The sequence below is a fragment of the Pseudomonas sp. GG8 genome (genome assembly GCF_052976945.1).
The window spans coordinates 2878173-2894429 of the sequence record NZ_JBRIIP010000001.1; the positions used below are offsets into that span (position 1 = coordinate 2878173).

Genomic DNA, 16257 nt, shown 5'->3' on the forward strand with positions numbered 1-16257 from the left:
ACGCATATGGCGCACGATCAGTCTTACGTACCGCCAAATCCAAAGATGATCAACTGAGCCAGTGGGTCGTCCGCTTGGCCGAGCGATCACATGGGCTGACCATACATCTTTGTCTGGTGCATTTCGGGGTCGCGTTTACCATCCTTGTTCTTGGTCGAACTGGGCGCATGAATGATCGTCGCATCGACCACAGTACCTTGGCGTAGCAGCAAATCTCGGTCGCCCAAATAGCCGTTGATAACCTGCAAAATCCCACCGACCAGCTCATGTTTTTCCAACAGCCGACGGAAGTTGAGGATCGTGGTTTCATCCGGAATCCGATCCAAATGCAGCACGGCAAACTGGCGCAGAATTGTGGTTTCGTAGAGGGATTCTTCCATCGCCGGATCGCTGTAGCCAAACCAGTTTTGCATCAGATGAACCCGCAACATGGCCATCAACGGATACGCAGGACGACCGCATTCGTCCTTCGGATAATGCGGCTCGATCAACGCAATCAGGCCTCTCCAGGGCACGACCTGATCCATCTCAATTAGGAAACGCTCGCGGCGGGTTTGCTTACGTTTGCCAGCGTATTCGGCATCAGCGAAGGACATTTGCTTCATCGGGGCTCAACCGTTCAGTTCGTGGGGCAGGCGTATTTCACCAGATTTGGAAGTCTTTTTCAGAGTTCCCCTAGGAGCTATCTTTGACTTTCCTAAATATAATGAACTTTTAGGAGCGGAAATTTTCTAAGCAAACTTGACTAGGCTATGCACTAAGCATATCTAAGTAGAGGAATCAGAAAGTATGAATTACGGCTTAATGAAGGCTGTCGTCACAGCCGGCAATGGCGGATACGAAAAACTAGAGTACACAGATGTCGCCATCCCTGAAATCATGCGGGACGAAGTATTGATTAAAGTGTTAGCTGCTGGCGTGAATAACACAGAAATCAATACAAGGCTTGGGTGGTACTCCTCATCCATTACAGATTCCACAAACGCGACTTCTGACGACAAGCCCAGCCTTCGGAGTATCAATGGTGGCTGGAGTAAACAGACGCCCTTCCCCTTAATTCAGGGTACCGACTGTTGCGGGCAGGTTGTCAGTATCGCCCAAGATGGCGATAGCAATCTCCTCGGCAAGCGGGTATTGATCCGTCCCTGTGTCCGTGAGCACGGATTTAACTCGCTGGATAGTGTCTGGATGGGATCTGATTTTGATGGGGCTTTCGCTCAATATGTAAAAGTCCGGGCAAGTGAAGTATTCCCAATTACTTGTGACTGGACTGATGCTGAACTGGGCACGATTCCTTGTGCGTACGGAACGTCTGAGAACATGCTGCACCGAGTAAAATTGCAAGCTGGTGAAACCGTTTTGATAACAGGCGCTTCCGGTGGTGTAGGGTCGGCCACGGTGCAGCTAGCAAAACGTAGAGGAGCTAGGGTTGTCGCGATTGCTGGCAAAGAAAAGCATGAGTCAGTAGCAGATATTGGTGCTGACAAACTGATTGACCGCTCCGAAAATTTGTTAGAAGTATTGGGTGAGTGCTCCGTGGATGTTGTGGTCGACAACGTAGCTGGAAGTGATTTTCCTTCGATGCTCAAAGTATTAAAACGCGGAGGAAGGCTTGTTTCTTCAGGCGCTATAGCAGGCCCTATTGTTGAGCTTGATATGCGTGATATGTACTTGAAGGATATAATGCTGATCGGAACGACCGCATGGGATGAGCCTGTATTCTCAAATATTGTGAGATACATCGAGCGGGGGGAAATCCAACCAGTGCTGGCCAAGACCTTTCCGCTATCTTTAATTATAGAAGCACAAAAAGAGTTTCTTACGAAAAAACACGTTGGCAAGTTTGTGCTCATTCCTCCTCCTTGCTGATTTTAATTAATCTAGGCGCTAATGGCTCGAGCGGTTAATCCATTAATTTGTTTTTTATCACGCTCAGTTTGCCTTGCGTACCGAGCTGATGATGGCCTCAGCCGTTTTATTCCACTTTAACGGTTTGGCTGAGTGCTCATAGTGAGCCTCGATAAATTGGCAGATAGCCGCCTTTAGGGAAGGTCTGAAATAAGCAGCAGTTTTTAACGGCTTGGCTGTTTGAGGTTCAAAAAGCACCGACTTAATCGAAAGTCAGACCTTTCTTAGGGGCGCGCCCCCCTTCAATTCAAAGCCCAATAAGGCAATACCCTCTCTTGTCGATTTTCGGCGGAGCCGGGTGGTCAAACGTACCTGTAAAGTTTGGTTACGTTCTTATAAGTCGCCCGTTCCGCTAGTAGCAGGTCAATGAGGGCAAACAGTTCAGCCTAACTCACCTCCCTTCGCAGCCTGTCGAAAGGATACAGAAATGATCAGTTGCGGCAGCCGCGCCCTGATTAAGTTTCGCTATTCTTAAAATATGGGCTACCGATGAGTTCAGGCAGGCATCGGCGGCACAAAACCGACGAATTGGCCAAACTTACACCTCAAAGGCCGCCAGTTATGGGATAGTTGAGCCTGCACTAGGCTGCTAAGACTGCATGAAGGAGGTATCAGTATCAAAGCAGTATCAAAGCGAGCGTATAAGGGAGATCGCGAGATTATAAAAACTCGCAATCAGGCGAAAGAGAGAGAGAGAGAGAGACCCAATGAACGGTAGCTTTGGGTCAAAACCGTGTGAAAATATTTTAGAGTAGGTTTAACAACCAGATCAGGAACGAAAATTGCGCCTTCATCGACTATTCTCTTTGAGTCAATGAATGGCTCAATAACTGCTCATTAATTGCCATTTGGTCCCGCCCACGAGCCACCAGCCACCGATGGAAGTCACGACAGTGAGCCTTGTCGAATGCATCTTTTGCACCCACCAAAAAATACGACGAGGGTAATGGTAATCCCCACGCAAACGGCATAATCAAACGCCCGTCCGCCAATGCATCGGCAATCATAGAGCACTGCGCTAACACCACGCCCTGCCCCGATACCGCAGCCTGGATTGCCATCGATGATAGTGAGTAGACGCGATAACCATCGCGTATTTGCGAATAGTCTACTTGTTGTGCACTGAACCAGTCGCGCCACGAAGGCGGGGAAGCAAATTTCGGTAACCAGTCAATGGACAGTAATGGATAAGCTAACAAGTCCGCCGGGGTCCGCAGCGGTGCATCGGCACGCAACATCTGTGGACTACAGACCGGAACTATGAAGTCACGGAACAGCTCAATGGCGTGTTCAGTAGACTCATAGTCTCCATAGGTCACCCGGAAATCGATTTCGTAGCCATCTGGTGTGGGTTCTGCATGACTACCGTCAAGAAACAGATTGAGTTCCGGGTGATCGCTCTGCCAAGTGTAAATGAGCGGGGCCAACCAATCTGAAAACAACGATGGCAACGCACTGATGCGCAAGTTGCTAACACTCTTCGCGCGTTCGATTTCTACCTGAGCAATGCGCAGACATTCGAACGCTGCAACGCAGCTATCGTGGTAGCGCTGCCCCGCAGCGGTCAAGCGGATGCGTTTGCCAACCTTGAAGGTCAAGCTCAAGCCCAGGCTATCTTCTAGCAACCTCATTTGCTGGCTGACAGCACCCGCCGAAATACCTAAGCGCCTAGCGGCTTCAACAATCCCACCGAAGCGCCCAACGGCTTCGAAAACCTGTAAGGCACGCAAAGAAGGCAAGCTATTCATCAGCATCTCCGGAAAGGAACTGACTGCTTGATACTTTAGCTCAGCTACACAAAGCAACAGCTTTCAACATCTTTTCGAATATTCAGACTCTCGTATTCTGGTCCTCGCACTGCTCGCCCCTTGGATGCAGTGAACACAACAAGAACCAGACATGCCCTATGACGCTGCATTCAGCAATGCGTAATGCGCAAATTCTATGACAGACAAAGGAAAACAAAAATGAAAAAATTTGTCCTCGCCACGCTACTTGTACTCGCTTCAACCAGTGTTCTGGCCAAGGACCTGAGCGTCATTCGATTCGGTGTAGATCCAACATTCGCGCCTTTCGAATCAAAAGAACCAGATGGTCAACTGATCGGTTTCGACATCGATCTGGGTAACGCTATTTGCGCCCAGCTCAAGGCCAAGTGCGTTTGGGTCGAAATCGCTTTCGACAGCATCATCCCGGCGCTAAAGGCGAAGAAGTTCGATGGTGTCCTTTCGGCGATGACCGTCAACGAAAAACGCAAAGAAAATATCGCGTTCTCTGACCGACTCTACAACTCGCCCAATCGTCTGATTGCCAAAGCCGACAGCGGTCTACTGCCCACCGTTGAGTCGCTCAAGGGCAAGCGTGTCGGCGTAGCCCAAGGCAGCACCCAGGAAGCTTACGTCAGGGCTGCCTGGGCGCCGCATGGAGTCACCATGGTGTCTTACACAAATCAGGATCTGCTGTACCCAGATCTTGTCAGCGGCCGTATCGATGCCAGTCTGACGGATGCTGTAGTCGCGGATATCGGCTTTTTGCAGACGCCCAGAAACACAGGGTTCGCCTTCGCTGGCGATACTATCCAGGACGAAAAGCTGCTGGGTGAAGGTATCGCTATCGGCCTGCGCAAGGACGACGCGGAACTGATCCAGGCGATCAACGGTGCGCTGGCAGAAATGCACAAGAACGGGACCTACGACGCGATTCAGAAGAAGTACTTCACCTTCGATATCTATAACTGAAACCCACTTGCCTGACCGGCTCTTGGTCACCTGTGTATCGGTGATCAAGAGCCCTGGCCATGGACCTACGGTTACTCCTCGAATACTCAAGCCCCTGAATGGATGGTCCGCGGACCGCCATTATCAAAGGAGAGACAGAGCATGTTTTTACAGGGCTATGGAGCACTCATTCTCGAAGGTACGTTTGCGACTATCAAGCTGGCGTTACTCTCGATGTTGCTAGCCGTATCGCTCGGCCTAATCGGTGCGTCGGCTAAGCTTTCAAGGCAGCGACTGCTGCGAAATCTGGCAACCGGCTATACCACGCTGATCCGCAGCGTCCCTGATCTGGTGATCATGTTGCTGTTGTTCTACAGCCTGCAAATTTTGCTGAATGTTTTTACCGAGTGGCTTCACGTCGAGCAGATTGATCTCAACCCGTTTGTTGCCGGGGTTTTCACCCTTGGCTTCATCTACGGCGCCTATTTCACCGAGACGTTCCGCGGCGCATTTCAGTCTGTGCCTGCCGGGCAGATCGAAGCGGCCATCGCCTATGGCTTGAATCGCCCACAAGTGTTTGTGCGGGTGCTGTTCCCACAAATGATGCGCTTTGCACTTCCGGGTATCGGCAACAACTGGCAGGTGTTGATCAAGGCCACCGCGCTGGTCTCGATCATCGGTCTTATCGATATCGTCAAGGTGACTCAGGATGCGGGCAAGCACTCGATGCAATTGTTCTTCTTCAGCCTGGTCGGCGCGCTGATTTATCTGGCAATTACCACCCTGTCCAATGGCGTCCTGATATGGCTGGAGTGCCGCTACTCCAACGGCGTCAGAGGAGCGCAGCTATGACCGGAATCTTGCAGGAGTATTGGCAGTCCTACCTCTGGTTCGATGGTTACCAGCTGTCTGGCGTGGCCATGACTTTGTGGCTGCTGGTCGTTTCCATCGCCGTCGGCGGCGTCCTGTCGGTGCCATTGGCAGTGGCGCGAGTATCAAGAAACCCCTTCATCCGTGGGCCTGTCTGGTTCTACACCTATGTGTTCCGGGGTACACCGCTGTATATCCAGTTGCTGCTTCTCTATACCGGGGTCTACAGCCTAGAAATGGTCCGTAGCCAGCCGGAGCTGAATGCCTTCTTCCGCGAGGGGATCAACTGCACGCTGTTGGCCTTTGCGCTCAACACGTGCGCCTACACAACAGAGGTCGTTGCCGGAGCGATTCGTACGACGCCTTACGGCGAAATCGAAGCTGGACGCGCCTACGGTATGTCCAGATTCACCTTGTACCGGCGCATCATTCTGCCCTCGGCACTGCGTCGCGCACTGCCGTACTACAGCAATGAGGTGATCCTGATGCTGCATTCCACAACCCTCGCATTCACCGCCACGGTGCCTGATCTGCTCAAGGTCGCCCGCGATGTGAACTCGGCGACTTACTCCTCATTCGAGGCATTCGGTATAGCGGCGGTGCTGTATGCCCTGATGGTATTTACTCTGGTCTGGCTGTTTCGTCGCTGCGAAATGCGTTGGTTAGCCTTCTTGAAGCCGCAGGCTCATTGACTCACCGTATTTAGAGAGCATTGATCATGTACAAACTATGCGTAGATGAGCTGCACAAGAAGTACGGCTCCCATGAAGTTCTCAAAGGTGTGTCACTCAAAGCCAAGGCCGGTGATGTCATCAGCATCATCGGTTCGAGTGGGTCAGGTAAAAGTACCTTTCTGCGCTGCATCAACTTCCTCGAGCAACCCTGTGCCGGGCGCATTATGGTGAACGGCGAGGAGATCCGCACAAAACAAGATTTCAACGGTGCCTTGCGTGTGGCCAATCTGCACCAACTGCAAAAAATACGTACCAAACTGTCGATGGTGTTCCAACACTTCAACCTGTGGCAGCACATGACCGTACTGGAAAACATCATCGAAGCGCCTGTCCATGTCCTTGGCATCAAGCGCAAAACAGCCGAGCAGAGAGCGCGCAAGTACCTGAGCAAGGTTGGCCTGGATCCGAGCGTCGAAAGCAAATACCCATCGCACCTCTCCGGTGGCCAGCAGCAGCGTGTGGCGATTGCACGCGCATTGGCGATGGAGCCGGAGGTAATGCTGTTCGACGAGCCGACATCAGCGCTCGACCCGGAGTTGGTCGGCGAAGTGTTAAAGGTGATGCAGGCTCTGGCCGAGGAAGGTCGAACCATGGTCGTGGTCACCCATGAGATGGGCTTTGCACGCAACGTTTCCAACCACGTCATGTTCCTGCATCAAGGCCGCGTGGAAGAACAAGGACACCCCAGCGAAGTGCTAGTCAATCCGCAAAGCGAACGCTTGACGCAGTTCCTATCCGGCCGTTTGAAGTAATTCAGCGTACTCCCCTGCCTTGGCACCGGGCGATTCCTGAAAGTCGGGTGCTGGTTGATCAACATGAGGTAACCATGAACACAGGTTTTCCAGCGCACCCCAGTTATACCAGTCAACGTGAACAGTTTCTGGCCTCTGCAAAGGCGGCAGGTGCCAGCCTGACCGAATACCCTCATCCATTGACTGGGCCCTTTGGCGAGCCACTGAGTACCGATGTTGCCTGGCTCGGCGATCCACATGCCAAGCGAGTGCTGGTTGCCCTCTGCGGCACCCACGGCGTTGAAGGTTTCTATGGCTCGAACTGCCAGAGCAAATGGCTGCAAGCGCTTAGCGACAGAAGCCTGCCGGACGATGTCGCTGTGCTAATGATCCACCTGATCAATCCCTGGGGCACGGCCTGGATGCGCCGCGTCAACGAGGACAATATCGACCTCAACCGCAACTATCTGGACTTTACTCAAGCGTTGCCGGACAACCAACAGTACGAGGCGCTGCACAAGATCTATACCTGCACACAGCTGCTAGGGCCAAAACGGGAGCAGGCCGATGCTCTGCTCAACGACCGAATTCGCACAGAGGGCTGGTCCGCAGTGATGTCGATTGTGGAGGCCGGTCAGTACACTCATCCCGACGGTCTTTTCTACGGAGGGCAAGCACCCAGTTGGTCGAACAAATCCCTGCGCACAATCCTGAAATCGCACTTGGCTCACACCGAGATTGCAATGTGCTTTGACCTGCACACCGGCGCTGGAGACTACGGTCACCCGATGCTGATGACGATTGCCCAGCGCGCCTACCCGGCGCTGTCCAACGCCCAGGTAGTCTATGGGCCGTGGTTGTACACCTTGCTCACCGGAGCTGGCAGCCAAAGTGATACAGGGGTGGCCGCGACAGCCACTGGTTACACCTCACAGGCCCTGATCGATGCCTTGCCGCACGTGCACTTGATGCCGTTCGTTATTGAATGCGGCACGTACCCGGGAGAACAAATTCACACTGTTTTGCGCAACGATCAGTGGCTGCACCTGCACGGCAATCTCACCGATCAGGTTGCAGCGAAAATCAAGCGGGAGTTGCTCGAACAGTTCTACCCCGCTGACAGTGACTGGCGAAACACTGTCTGGCAGCGCACCCGACAAATTTGGGAGCGGGCCTTGATCGCATTACCTCAGGTTCAACCTCCAGCCCCTCGGTAAACACTCAGCCCAGCGTGGCCGCTGATTACTGTCAAACAGTCCCCACATTCAAGGCTGCCCTGTGCAGCCTTGAATGCATTCCCGGTGCGCACGAAGCATGCAGCAGCTCATGTCAACCTGAGGAAAACACTTTAGTAAAACTAAACAAACCAATAGGTTCAGGCATCTGTTCTCACCTAATCAGATCCTCGTATTCTGGCCTCGTCGTTAGCCATCGCTCTTGCGTAAAGGGCGAACAACAAAATAATAAGGAGAGACCCCATGTTTTTGCGAAACGCGTGGTATGTCGCCACCAGCGAAGCCGAGCTGGGTGAAGATCTGTATCCCGTCACCCTACTGAGTGAGCCCGTGGTGCTGTACCGCAAAAGCGACGGCACACCGGTAGCGCTCGAAGATGCCTGCCCGCACCGCAAGCTGCCTTTATCGCTAGGTCGACGCCAGGGCGATGACATTGAGTGTGGTTACCATGGCCTGACCTTCGACTGCTCCGGCAGCTGTATCCGCGCTCCCGGTAGCCAACGAATTCCGCAGGGCGCCAAGGTTCGCAGCTATCCCCTTGCAGTACGCTACGGTTTGATCTGGATCTGGATGGGTGATGTTGAGCTGGCCGACGAAGCAAAAATCTGCCATGTGCCAGAATGGGGCGATTCGGCGTGGGGGCTCAACCGTGGCAATAGCATGGTCATACCCTGCAACTATCTGTACATGACAGATAACCTGCTCGATCCCTCTCATGTGGCGTGGGTGCATCAATCGTCCTTTGGTAACGCAGCGTGCGCGCTAGAACCATTGCAAACCACGGTCATCGATGCAGGTGTGATTGTTTCTCGCTGGATGCGCGATGTTGAGGTGGCGCCCTTCTATGCCAAATTCGTCAAGTTTAGCGGTAACTGCGACCGTAAACAGCACTACGAAGTGCACTATCCCTCGCAGGCCATTATCAAGGCATTGTTCACCCCGGCTGGGACCGGCTCCGACGAGGGAGAGCTGCATGAGCAGGTGTTCCTGATGAACTCCTACAACTTTATGACCCCCATTGACGAAGCAAACACTCGCTACTACTGGTTCCAGGTACGTAATTTCGACCCCGACAATCAAGAGGTTTCTCGCCAGTTCGACGAAGACGTACGTCACGCCTTCGCCGAGGACCGGGTAGTCCTCAGCGCCGTACACCTAGGCATGGCAAACAAGCGCACTGCCAACATCGATCTAGCGTCCGACTCAGGACCACTACGTTTTCGCCGCAACCTAGAAAAATTAATTGCTCAAGAACAGTCTGGCAGCTTGATCCCACTGGCCCAGCAACACGCAGCGGCACAAAAAACGGAGGCATGAGATGGGTACGCAACCGCAAACACAGCTCCCTACTCCAGGTTTCAATACCTTTCTGGTGATCGAAAAAAAGCAGGAAAGCACTGTCATCACCTCTTTCATCCTGACGGCGGCTGATGGCAGCTCAAGCCTGTCCTTTCGCCCTGGGCAATTCCTCATTGTTCGCTTGTCGCTGGACGGTGGCGTGGCGGTGTTGCGCAACTACAGCCTGTCTGGAGACGTAAACGACCCCTCGCGAGTACGCATTTCGGTCAAGCGCGAGTCTGCACCTTTCGATGGACCCGAACTGCCGCCTGGGCAAGGGTCCAATTATCTGCACGACCGCGTGCGGGTCGGCGACCTGCTGGAGATCGCCGGACCGGCCGGCACCTTCACCCTGGACGAAGACAGCTCAAGACCTGTGGTGCTGTTTAGCGGTGGCGTGGGCCTGACTCCGATGCTGAGCATGCTGCATCAGCTGAGCCGCAACTCGACGCGGCCAGTGTATTTCATACATGCCTGCGAAAACGGCGCCGTGCATGCTTTCCGTGATGAGGTGCTGACACTGGCCAGCCATCGTCCGGGGATCAGCGCGCACTTCTGCTACCGCAACCCGGACGCCGAGGATCAGGCCAGCCAGGCTTTTCACAGCCAGGGGCTGGTCAGTAGAGAAACCCTGCAAAACCTGCTGCCGCTGGACGACTATGATGTTTACCTGTGCGGCCCGCGGCCCTTTATGCAGGCGAACTGGCGCCTGCTGCGCAACCTCGGGGTCGCCAGCGAGCGCATTAATTACGAGTTCTTCGGCCCGGCGACCATCCTCGAAGAGGACGAAGTCATGCCAGCAGCAACGCCCCCCACGCCCGCGTCGCCTGCACCCACAGCGGCGGCGGGGACTGCTGAAGGCGCACTGACCGTACATTTTCTGCCGTCCGGAACCCGTGTGGCGTGGGATCAGAACTGCCACTCACTGCTCGAACTCGCCGAGCAGGCCGGGCTGACGCCGGCTTTCAATTGCCGAGCCGGTCTGTGCAACAGCTGTCAGGTCAGCTTGCGTGAAGGGGCTGTCGAGTATTTCGAAGAGCCGCTGGATGCCCCCACAAACGGCAACATCCTGCTCTGCTGTACGCGCCCAACCAGCGCCGTGACAGTGGACTTGCGTCAGTGACAAGCCCTACTACGATTAACACCGCCCACCGTCTTCGTTGCGTTCAGGAATAACAATAATGATCAAATCGCGAGCTGCCGTAGCCTTCGCCGCCAACCAGCCCCTGCAAATCGTCGAAGTCGATGTGGCGCCGCCACAGACCGGTGAGGTGCTGGTGCGCATCATCGCAACCGGCGTCTGCCATACCGATGCCTTTACCCTGTCCGGCGCCGATCCGGAAGGCATCTTCCCGGTCATCCTCGGGCATGAAGGCGGCGGCATCGTCGAAGCAGTTGGCACGGGCGTGACCTCAGTGTCGGTGGGTGATCACGTGATCCCGCTCTACACCCCGGAATGCGGCGAGTGCAAATTCTGTAGGTCCGGCAAGACAAACCTCTGCCAGAAAATACGCGCCACTCAGGGCAAAGGCCTGATGCCCGACGGCACCAGCCGTTTCTCCTACCAGGGGCAGCCGATCTTCCACTACATGGGCACGTCGACCTTCTCCGAATACACCGTGCTGCCGGAAATCTCTCTGGCCAAGATTCCCAAAGAGGCGCCATTGGAAAAAGTCTGCCTGCTCGGTTGCGGCGTCACCACAGGCATCGGTGCTGTACTGAATACCGCCAAAATCGAGGAAGGCGCTACGGTGGCGATCTTTGGCCTGGGCGGCATAGGCCTGGCTGCCATTATCGGCGCCACCATGGCCAAGGCAGGCCGAATCATCGCGATTGATATCAACCCGGCCAAGTTCGAGATCGCTAGACAGCTAGGGGCCACCGACTTCATCAACCCCAAGGATTCCGACAAGCCAATTCAGGACGTAATAGTAGAGCTAACAGAGGGTGGCGTGGACTACTCCTTTGAGTGCATTGGCAACGTCAATCTGATGCGCGCAGCCTTGGAGTGCTGTCATAAGGGCTGGGGAGAATCAGTGATTATCGGTGTCGCCGGTGCCGGTCAGGAAATCAGCACCCGCCCCTTTCAACTTGTGACCGGCCGCGTTTGGCGAGGCTCAGCCTTTGGAGGCGTGAAAGGTCGTAGTGAATTGCCCAGCTATGTCGAAAAGGCGCAGCAGGGTCAAATCCCGCTGGACACCTTCATTACCCACACCATGGGGCTGGAGGACATCAACAAGGCCTTCGACCTGATGCATGAAGGCGGAAGCATCCGCACCGTCATCCATTTCGATCGCTGAGTTAGCAGACTTGGCGATGGCTGCCGGCCATAACACCACTCAACCTCCTTCCCACTAAAAGAGAATAAAAAGATGGCTATCTTCACGCACGTCACTGTTGGCACCAACAATATCGACAACGCCCGCAGATTCTACGACAACGTACTAGGGAAACTGGGCCACAAGCGCATCGCTGATCTGGGCGAAAATGGTTCCATTTGGGGAGAGAACGCACCCTCCTTCTTTGTCCTGAAACCCGCCAACGGCGCCCCTGCAAGCGTGGGTAATGGCGTTACCGTCAGCTTCGATGCACCGGACCGTGCAGCAATCGACGCCTTCCATGCCGCAGCCCTAGCCAGCGGTGGCTCCGACGAAGGCGCGCCAGGCCCGAGAGATTGGGCACCCAATGCCTATGCCGCCTATGCCAGGGATCTGGACGGTAACAAGCTGGCCGCCTACTGCTTCAAACCCGCCTAAACACTGCCATGAGGCCAGTAAAGTATGACTGGCCTCATGGCACGAGAAGTCCCCAGATTGAATCGCCCTTTGGTTGTTTAGGTACATATGGGGGCTTCTTTTGGCTGATTTTAGCAATCGTCAATGTCAGCCATAAGTCGATTCTGTTGACAAAATACAAACAGCCAAGCTCAGCATGCATTGATATGCGCAGTCACGTTCGCTTACTACCTTGACTCGGCTGCGGAATCGAATCAATGGGACATAGATCCCTAACTGTTCACTGAATAAATGTCTGCCGGCTAAGACCGGCCGGTATGGGTCTAGGCTGTGTGAAAACGTTTTAGGCCAAGTTTCGGAGTCAGAACCGTAACGAGAATTGCGTTCCTAAGCAAATATGAGGTCTGCTCAGCGACCAACGCTGGCAGATTTTGCATAGCAACGCAGACGTTAAAGCAGGTGTATTCGTTTTCACACAGCCTGGGTCGTTCACGGCCAGTCCTGACAGACAGCCAATACCAGTCAGACTTGAGTTGGGCTTTCTCCGGATTGAATCGCCCCAGTGGCTCCAGCGTCACGACTCAGCACTTCACGTAATGAGGAAGCTCCTGCCCCTTCACACATCCCAGCGATAGTGACCTAAGTGCGAAATTGCATGGAATTGACCACCCATTTGCATTGCCACTGACCAGTCAATTGCATTCGTGCTGACCAACCGTTTGCATTCGACTTGACCAGTAAGCGAACGGGCATTACAGGTTGCGTAACGGCATCCAGTTATGCGGCAACAACTCGGCGATCTCACTCGCTCGCTGCGTCGGTAGCCGCGCCAGAACGTCCTTCAGATAAGCATATGGGTCATGCCCATTGAGCTTGGCCGACTGGATCAGGCTCATCAGCGCCGCCGCACGTTTGCCGCTGCGCAACGATCCTGCAAAGAGCCAATTCTTGCGTCCAAGAGCCCATGGCCGGATCTGCTGCTCGATGTGGTTGTTATCGATAGGCACGACGCCGTCATCCAGATAACGTGACAACGCCGTCCAGCGCTTGAGGCTGTAATCCAGGGCCCTGGCGATGGCCACGCCATCGTGCACAAACTCGCGCTGGGCGATCATCCAGGCATGCAAGGCGTCCATTGCCGGTGCGGCTTTTTCCTGGCGTATTCGTCGTCGAGCGTCAGGCTCAAGGTCGCGGATTTGCTGTTCTATTTCGTACAGCACCTGGATATAGCGCAAGGCCTGTTCGGCCAGTTGGCTTTTGTTCGTGGCGTGCAGGTCAAAGAACTTGCGCCGAGCATGAGCCATGCAGCCGATCTCGGTCACACCCAGTGCAAAACTGGCCTTGTAGCCACCAAAATCGTCGCACACCAGTTTGCCTTTCCAGTTTTGCAGGAAGGCGCGGGCGTGTTCGCCCGAGCGGCTTGGGCTGAAGTCGTACACCACCGCGCGGATATCGGCAGACGCGGTGGTCGCATAGGCCCAGACGTAGGCCCGATGGGTTTTCTTCACGCCGGGCATGAGCACCTGTACCGGCGTTTCATCGGCGTGCACCACGCTGTGTCCAAGCACCACTTCGCGCAGTGCATCGACTAGCGGTTGCAGTTGCACACCGCAGGTGCCGACCCACTGCGCCAAGGTCGAGCGCGGGATGGCGAGGCCGGCCCGGCCAAAGATCTTTTCCTGACGGTACAGCGGCAAATGATCACCGTATTTGGCGATCATCACTTGGGCCAGCAGACCTGCTGTGGGGATGCCCTTGTCGATGATCTGCGCGGGAACCGGTGCCTGGATCAGTGTCTCGCATTGATCGCACACCCACTTGCCACGGATGTGTTGTTCGACGGTGAACACGCCGGGCGTGTAGTCGAGTTTCTCGCTGACATCCTCGCCGATACGCTTGAGGGCGCAGCCGCAGGTGCACTGCGTGTTGTCCGGTTCGTGATGGATCTGCGTGCGTGGAAACTCGGGCGGCAAGGCTGTGCGTTTAGGTTTTTGCCGAACCACGGTCGGGGCCAGAGCGGGTTGCAACGCCTCAAGCTCGGCTTCGATGGCCGCGATGTCGGCGTCGATCAGGTCATCGAGCAGGCTGGCTTGATCCGGGTTTAGTTGCTCGCTGCGCTTGGCAAACTTGAAACGCTTGAGCTGTGCGATCTCATGGGTCAGCTTGTCGTTGACCGTTTTGTAGTGGTGGATCTGCTTGTCCATGGACTCGACGCGCTGCATCAACTGCGCCGCGATAGTGCGCAGTTGTTCAGGGTTTAGTTGGTCGAGATTAGGAAGCGAAGTCATGCCGTTGATTTTGCCAGAGCAGGTCAACACCGACGATAGGCTCATCGGACAATTGCTCGGAGACGCTGGCCATGGCAGACGTTACATGATGGAAATCGCGTTGCCTGGCCCAACTCTTTGCCAAGGCAAACCCAGCACCAGAGCGCGTAACTGTTCGTCACTCAGCTCCACCTGAAGACCATGACGAGAACCTGGCCAGATGAATTTTCCTTGATGCAGTCGGCGAGCCGCCAGCCAGATACCCAATCCGTCATGCACCAGCACTTTCATGCGATTGGCGCGGCGGTTGGCAAACAGATAAGCACAGTGCGGCTGCGCCGCACCGAACACGGCCACCACCCGCGCCAGCGCGGTGTCAGTGCCGGCGCGCATGTCCATGGGCTCGGTGGCGACCCAAATGGCATCGATACGGATCATCGCAATATATCTCGGAGGAAGGTCGCACAGGCAGCCGCGCTGTCGGTTGGCCAACTCACTTTGACGGTGCCGCGCGGGTGCTGGATTTCAACGCAGATGTTCGATGATGCAGCTTGCGACTCTGCTCCGGCGAGTTGCATGGGCAGTGGAACAAAAGCGGGTTGCAGCCCCATGCTTTGCTGCGTTTGCACCCGAATCCACTTGTGGACGAGGTTCGCGTTAAGGCTGTGGCTCAGCGCGACGTTGGCAATCGAGGCGCCGAGCTGAGAGCACTCTTGAATGACCTGCGTCTTGAAGGATTTGGAATAGGAACGGCGTTGTGGCTGCATGAAATACCCGCTTAAAAGGCTAGAAATGGTGTCCACTTAAATTAGGTGGGCACCATCGCCTTTGGCGTCGGGGTCAGGAAGGCGTGTTGGCCGGACGGTTACCTTGACCAGCACACTCGGTAGTGACGACCGGCAGAGAACGGCCGATTCTGTTGAAAAAGTCGGCCTTAGTTTCCTTGGCAAAAAAGTAAGCGTCTGAGATTGAAATCCAGAATTCTCGCAGAGGCATTCGGACTGAGATTTCACGTAGCGGCGTGCTAAAAGGCGCTTTCACCGATCAATTTTTCGGCCGTTTGAGAAAACCGACTTTTTCAACACAATCGGCCAAAAGCGGACATCCTAGATGGGCTTGTTTCGTTCATTTACAGGCTACTTTTCGAATTCCCTGCCTGTCAGCATCGACACCATGTCTCGTGCCGAATCAAGGACCTCTTCCGAGGGGCCATTAACCTGGCACGTAACGATCAACCCCTCGCCGATCAAGAACAACTGCCTCGCGGCTAAGAATGGCTGCTTAAGCTTTGCATCGGTACAGATATCTTCCAGATAAGCGAGAACCTGTTGCTTATGCCGCTTCGCCAAAATGTGCGGCTGATCGGTCTTTCCGCTGTACTCGGCTGAAGCATTGATAAAGGCACAACCATGAAAGTCTGGTTCTTGGACCCATGCACCAATGAATTCGATGTATGCCAGTGGCCGTAGCGGATCGGAAACCGTTTCCACCACCTCTCTTATTTTCCTCATGAACTCGGTATCTCGAAGCTGTAAGGCTGCCTCGACAAGATGTTCTTTGCTGGAGAAATGGCGATACAGCGTCTTTTTGGTTACCCCAGCTTCTTGGCTTAGCTGTTCCACCCCGGAGGCGTGATAACCCTGGCGGTAAAATAATCGTAGAGCGGACTCAGTGATGGTGTCGGATGTGCTCATTTCCTTGGGCCTCATGCAGATATGCAAG

At 54.6% G+C, this 16257-nt stretch carries 15 protein-coding genes and 2 pseudogenes; 10 read left to right on the forward strand and 7 right to left on the reverse strand.

The features are described 5' to 3' along the window. Positions 1-95: 95 nt before the first annotated feature. Positions 96-605: pseudogene (locus ACVBEG_RS13770) on the reverse strand (IS5 family transposase); the annotation flags it as partial. Between the two features lie 184 nt (positions 606-789). Between ACVBEG_RS13770 and ACVBEG_RS13775 the strand changes: the two are divergent. Then, on the forward strand, positions 790-1869 hold the full coding sequence (locus tag ACVBEG_RS13775) for an alcohol dehydrogenase family protein (protein ID WP_447107881.1): 1080 nt from the start codon (positions 790-792) through the stop codon (positions 1867-1869). 34 nt (positions 1870-1903) lie between these two features. On the opposite strand, the pseudogene ACVBEG_RS13780 reads toward ACVBEG_RS13775, so the two are convergent. Together ACVBEG_RS13780 and ACVBEG_RS13785 are read right to left on the reverse strand one after the other, a co-directional pair. Then, positions 1904-2046 (reverse strand): annotated as a pseudogene (locus ACVBEG_RS13780) (IS630 family transposase); the annotation flags it as partial. 659 nt (positions 2047-2705) lie between these two features. Beyond that, positions 2706-3656 carry a LysR substrate-binding domain-containing protein gene (locus ACVBEG_RS13785; protein WP_447107882.1) on the reverse strand — a complete coding sequence of 317 codons (951 nt, stop codon included), beginning with the start codon at positions 3654-3656 and terminating at the stop codon, positions 2706-2708. Between the two features lie 219 nt (positions 3657-3875). Here ACVBEG_RS13785 and ACVBEG_RS13790 point away from each other — a divergent pair, with 219 nt between their 5' ends. The 9 genes from ACVBEG_RS13790 (at position 3876) to ACVBEG_RS13830 (ending at position 12289) form a co-directional block, all read left to right on the forward strand. Next, positions 3876-4646: an ABC transporter substrate-binding protein gene (locus ACVBEG_RS13790; RefSeq protein ID WP_447107883.1), complete on the forward strand. Its 771-nt coding sequence runs from the start codon at positions 3876-3878 to the stop codon at positions 4644-4646. 141 nt (positions 4647-4787) lie between these two features. Continuing rightward, positions 4788-5477, forward strand: coding sequence for an ABC transporter permease (locus ACVBEG_RS13795; protein ID WP_447107884.1), 690 nt, complete (start codon positions 4788-4790; stop codon positions 5475-5477). After that, a complete protein-coding gene (locus ACVBEG_RS13800) occupies positions 5474-6187 on the forward strand; it encodes an ABC transporter permease (protein WP_447107885.1) in 714 nt (237 codons plus the stop codon). Before ACVBEG_RS13795 ends, ACVBEG_RS13800 begins: the two co-directional genes overlap by 4 nt. A 26-nt stretch (positions 6188-6213) precedes the next feature. Continuing rightward, a complete protein-coding gene (locus tag ACVBEG_RS13805) occupies positions 6214-6981 on the forward strand; it encodes an ABC transporter ATP-binding protein (protein WP_447107886.1) in 768 nt (255 codons plus the stop codon). Positions 6982-7055: 74 nt separating this feature from the next. Next, entirely contained in the window at positions 7056-8177 is a 1122-nt protein-coding gene (locus tag ACVBEG_RS13810) for a DUF2817 domain-containing protein (protein WP_447107887.1), read from the forward strand. Positions 8178-8438: 261 nt separating this feature from the next. Then, entirely contained in the window at positions 8439-9512 is a 1074-nt protein-coding gene (locus tag ACVBEG_RS13815) for an aromatic ring-hydroxylating dioxygenase subunit alpha (protein ID WP_447107888.1), read from the forward strand. Between the two features lies 1 nt (position 9513). Then, positions 9514-10656 (forward strand): FAD-binding oxidoreductase, encoded by a 1143-nt coding sequence (locus tag ACVBEG_RS13820; protein WP_447107889.1) that lies wholly within the window; start codon positions 9514-9516, stop codon positions 10654-10656. Positions 10657-10714: 58 nt separating this feature from the next. Further along, positions 10715-11833 carry an S-(hydroxymethyl)glutathione dehydrogenase/class III alcohol dehydrogenase gene (locus ACVBEG_RS13825; RefSeq protein ID WP_447107890.1) on the forward strand — a complete coding sequence of 373 codons (1119 nt, stop codon included), beginning with the start codon at positions 10715-10717 and terminating at the stop codon, positions 11831-11833. Positions 11834-11905: 72 nt separating this feature from the next. After that, positions 11906-12289 carry a VOC family protein gene (locus ACVBEG_RS13830; RefSeq protein ID WP_447107891.1) on the forward strand — a complete coding sequence of 128 codons (384 nt, stop codon included), beginning with the start codon at positions 11906-11908 and terminating at the stop codon, positions 12287-12289. Positions 12290-13020: 731 nt separating this feature from the next. Here ACVBEG_RS13830 and tnpC read toward each other — a convergent pair. The 4 genes from tnpC to ACVBEG_RS13850 form a co-directional block, all read right to left on the reverse strand. Further along, positions 13021-14556, reverse strand: a complete 1536-nt coding sequence (gene tnpC / locus ACVBEG_RS13835; RefSeq protein WP_447108462.1) for an IS66 family transposase — start codon at positions 14554-14556, stop codon at positions 13021-13023. Between the two features lie 81 nt (positions 14557-14637). Next, positions 14638-14973 (reverse strand): IS66 family insertion sequence element accessory protein TnpB, encoded by a 336-nt coding sequence (gene tnpB, locus ACVBEG_RS13840; protein ID WP_447107892.1) that lies wholly within the window; start codon positions 14971-14973, stop codon positions 14638-14640. Beyond that, positions 14970-15338 carry an IS66-like element accessory protein TnpA gene (gene tnpA / locus ACVBEG_RS13845; protein WP_447107893.1) on the reverse strand — a complete coding sequence of 123 codons (369 nt, stop codon included), beginning with the start codon at positions 15336-15338 and terminating at the stop codon, positions 14970-14972. The genes tnpB and tnpA overlap by 4 nt, the downstream gene beginning before the upstream one ends. A gap of 333 nt (positions 15339-15671) precedes the next feature. Further along, positions 15672-16229 (reverse strand): TetR/AcrR family transcriptional regulator, encoded by a 558-nt coding sequence (locus ACVBEG_RS13850; protein WP_447107894.1) that lies wholly within the window; start codon positions 16227-16229, stop codon positions 15672-15674. Between the last annotated feature and the right edge of the window lie 28 nt (positions 16230-16257).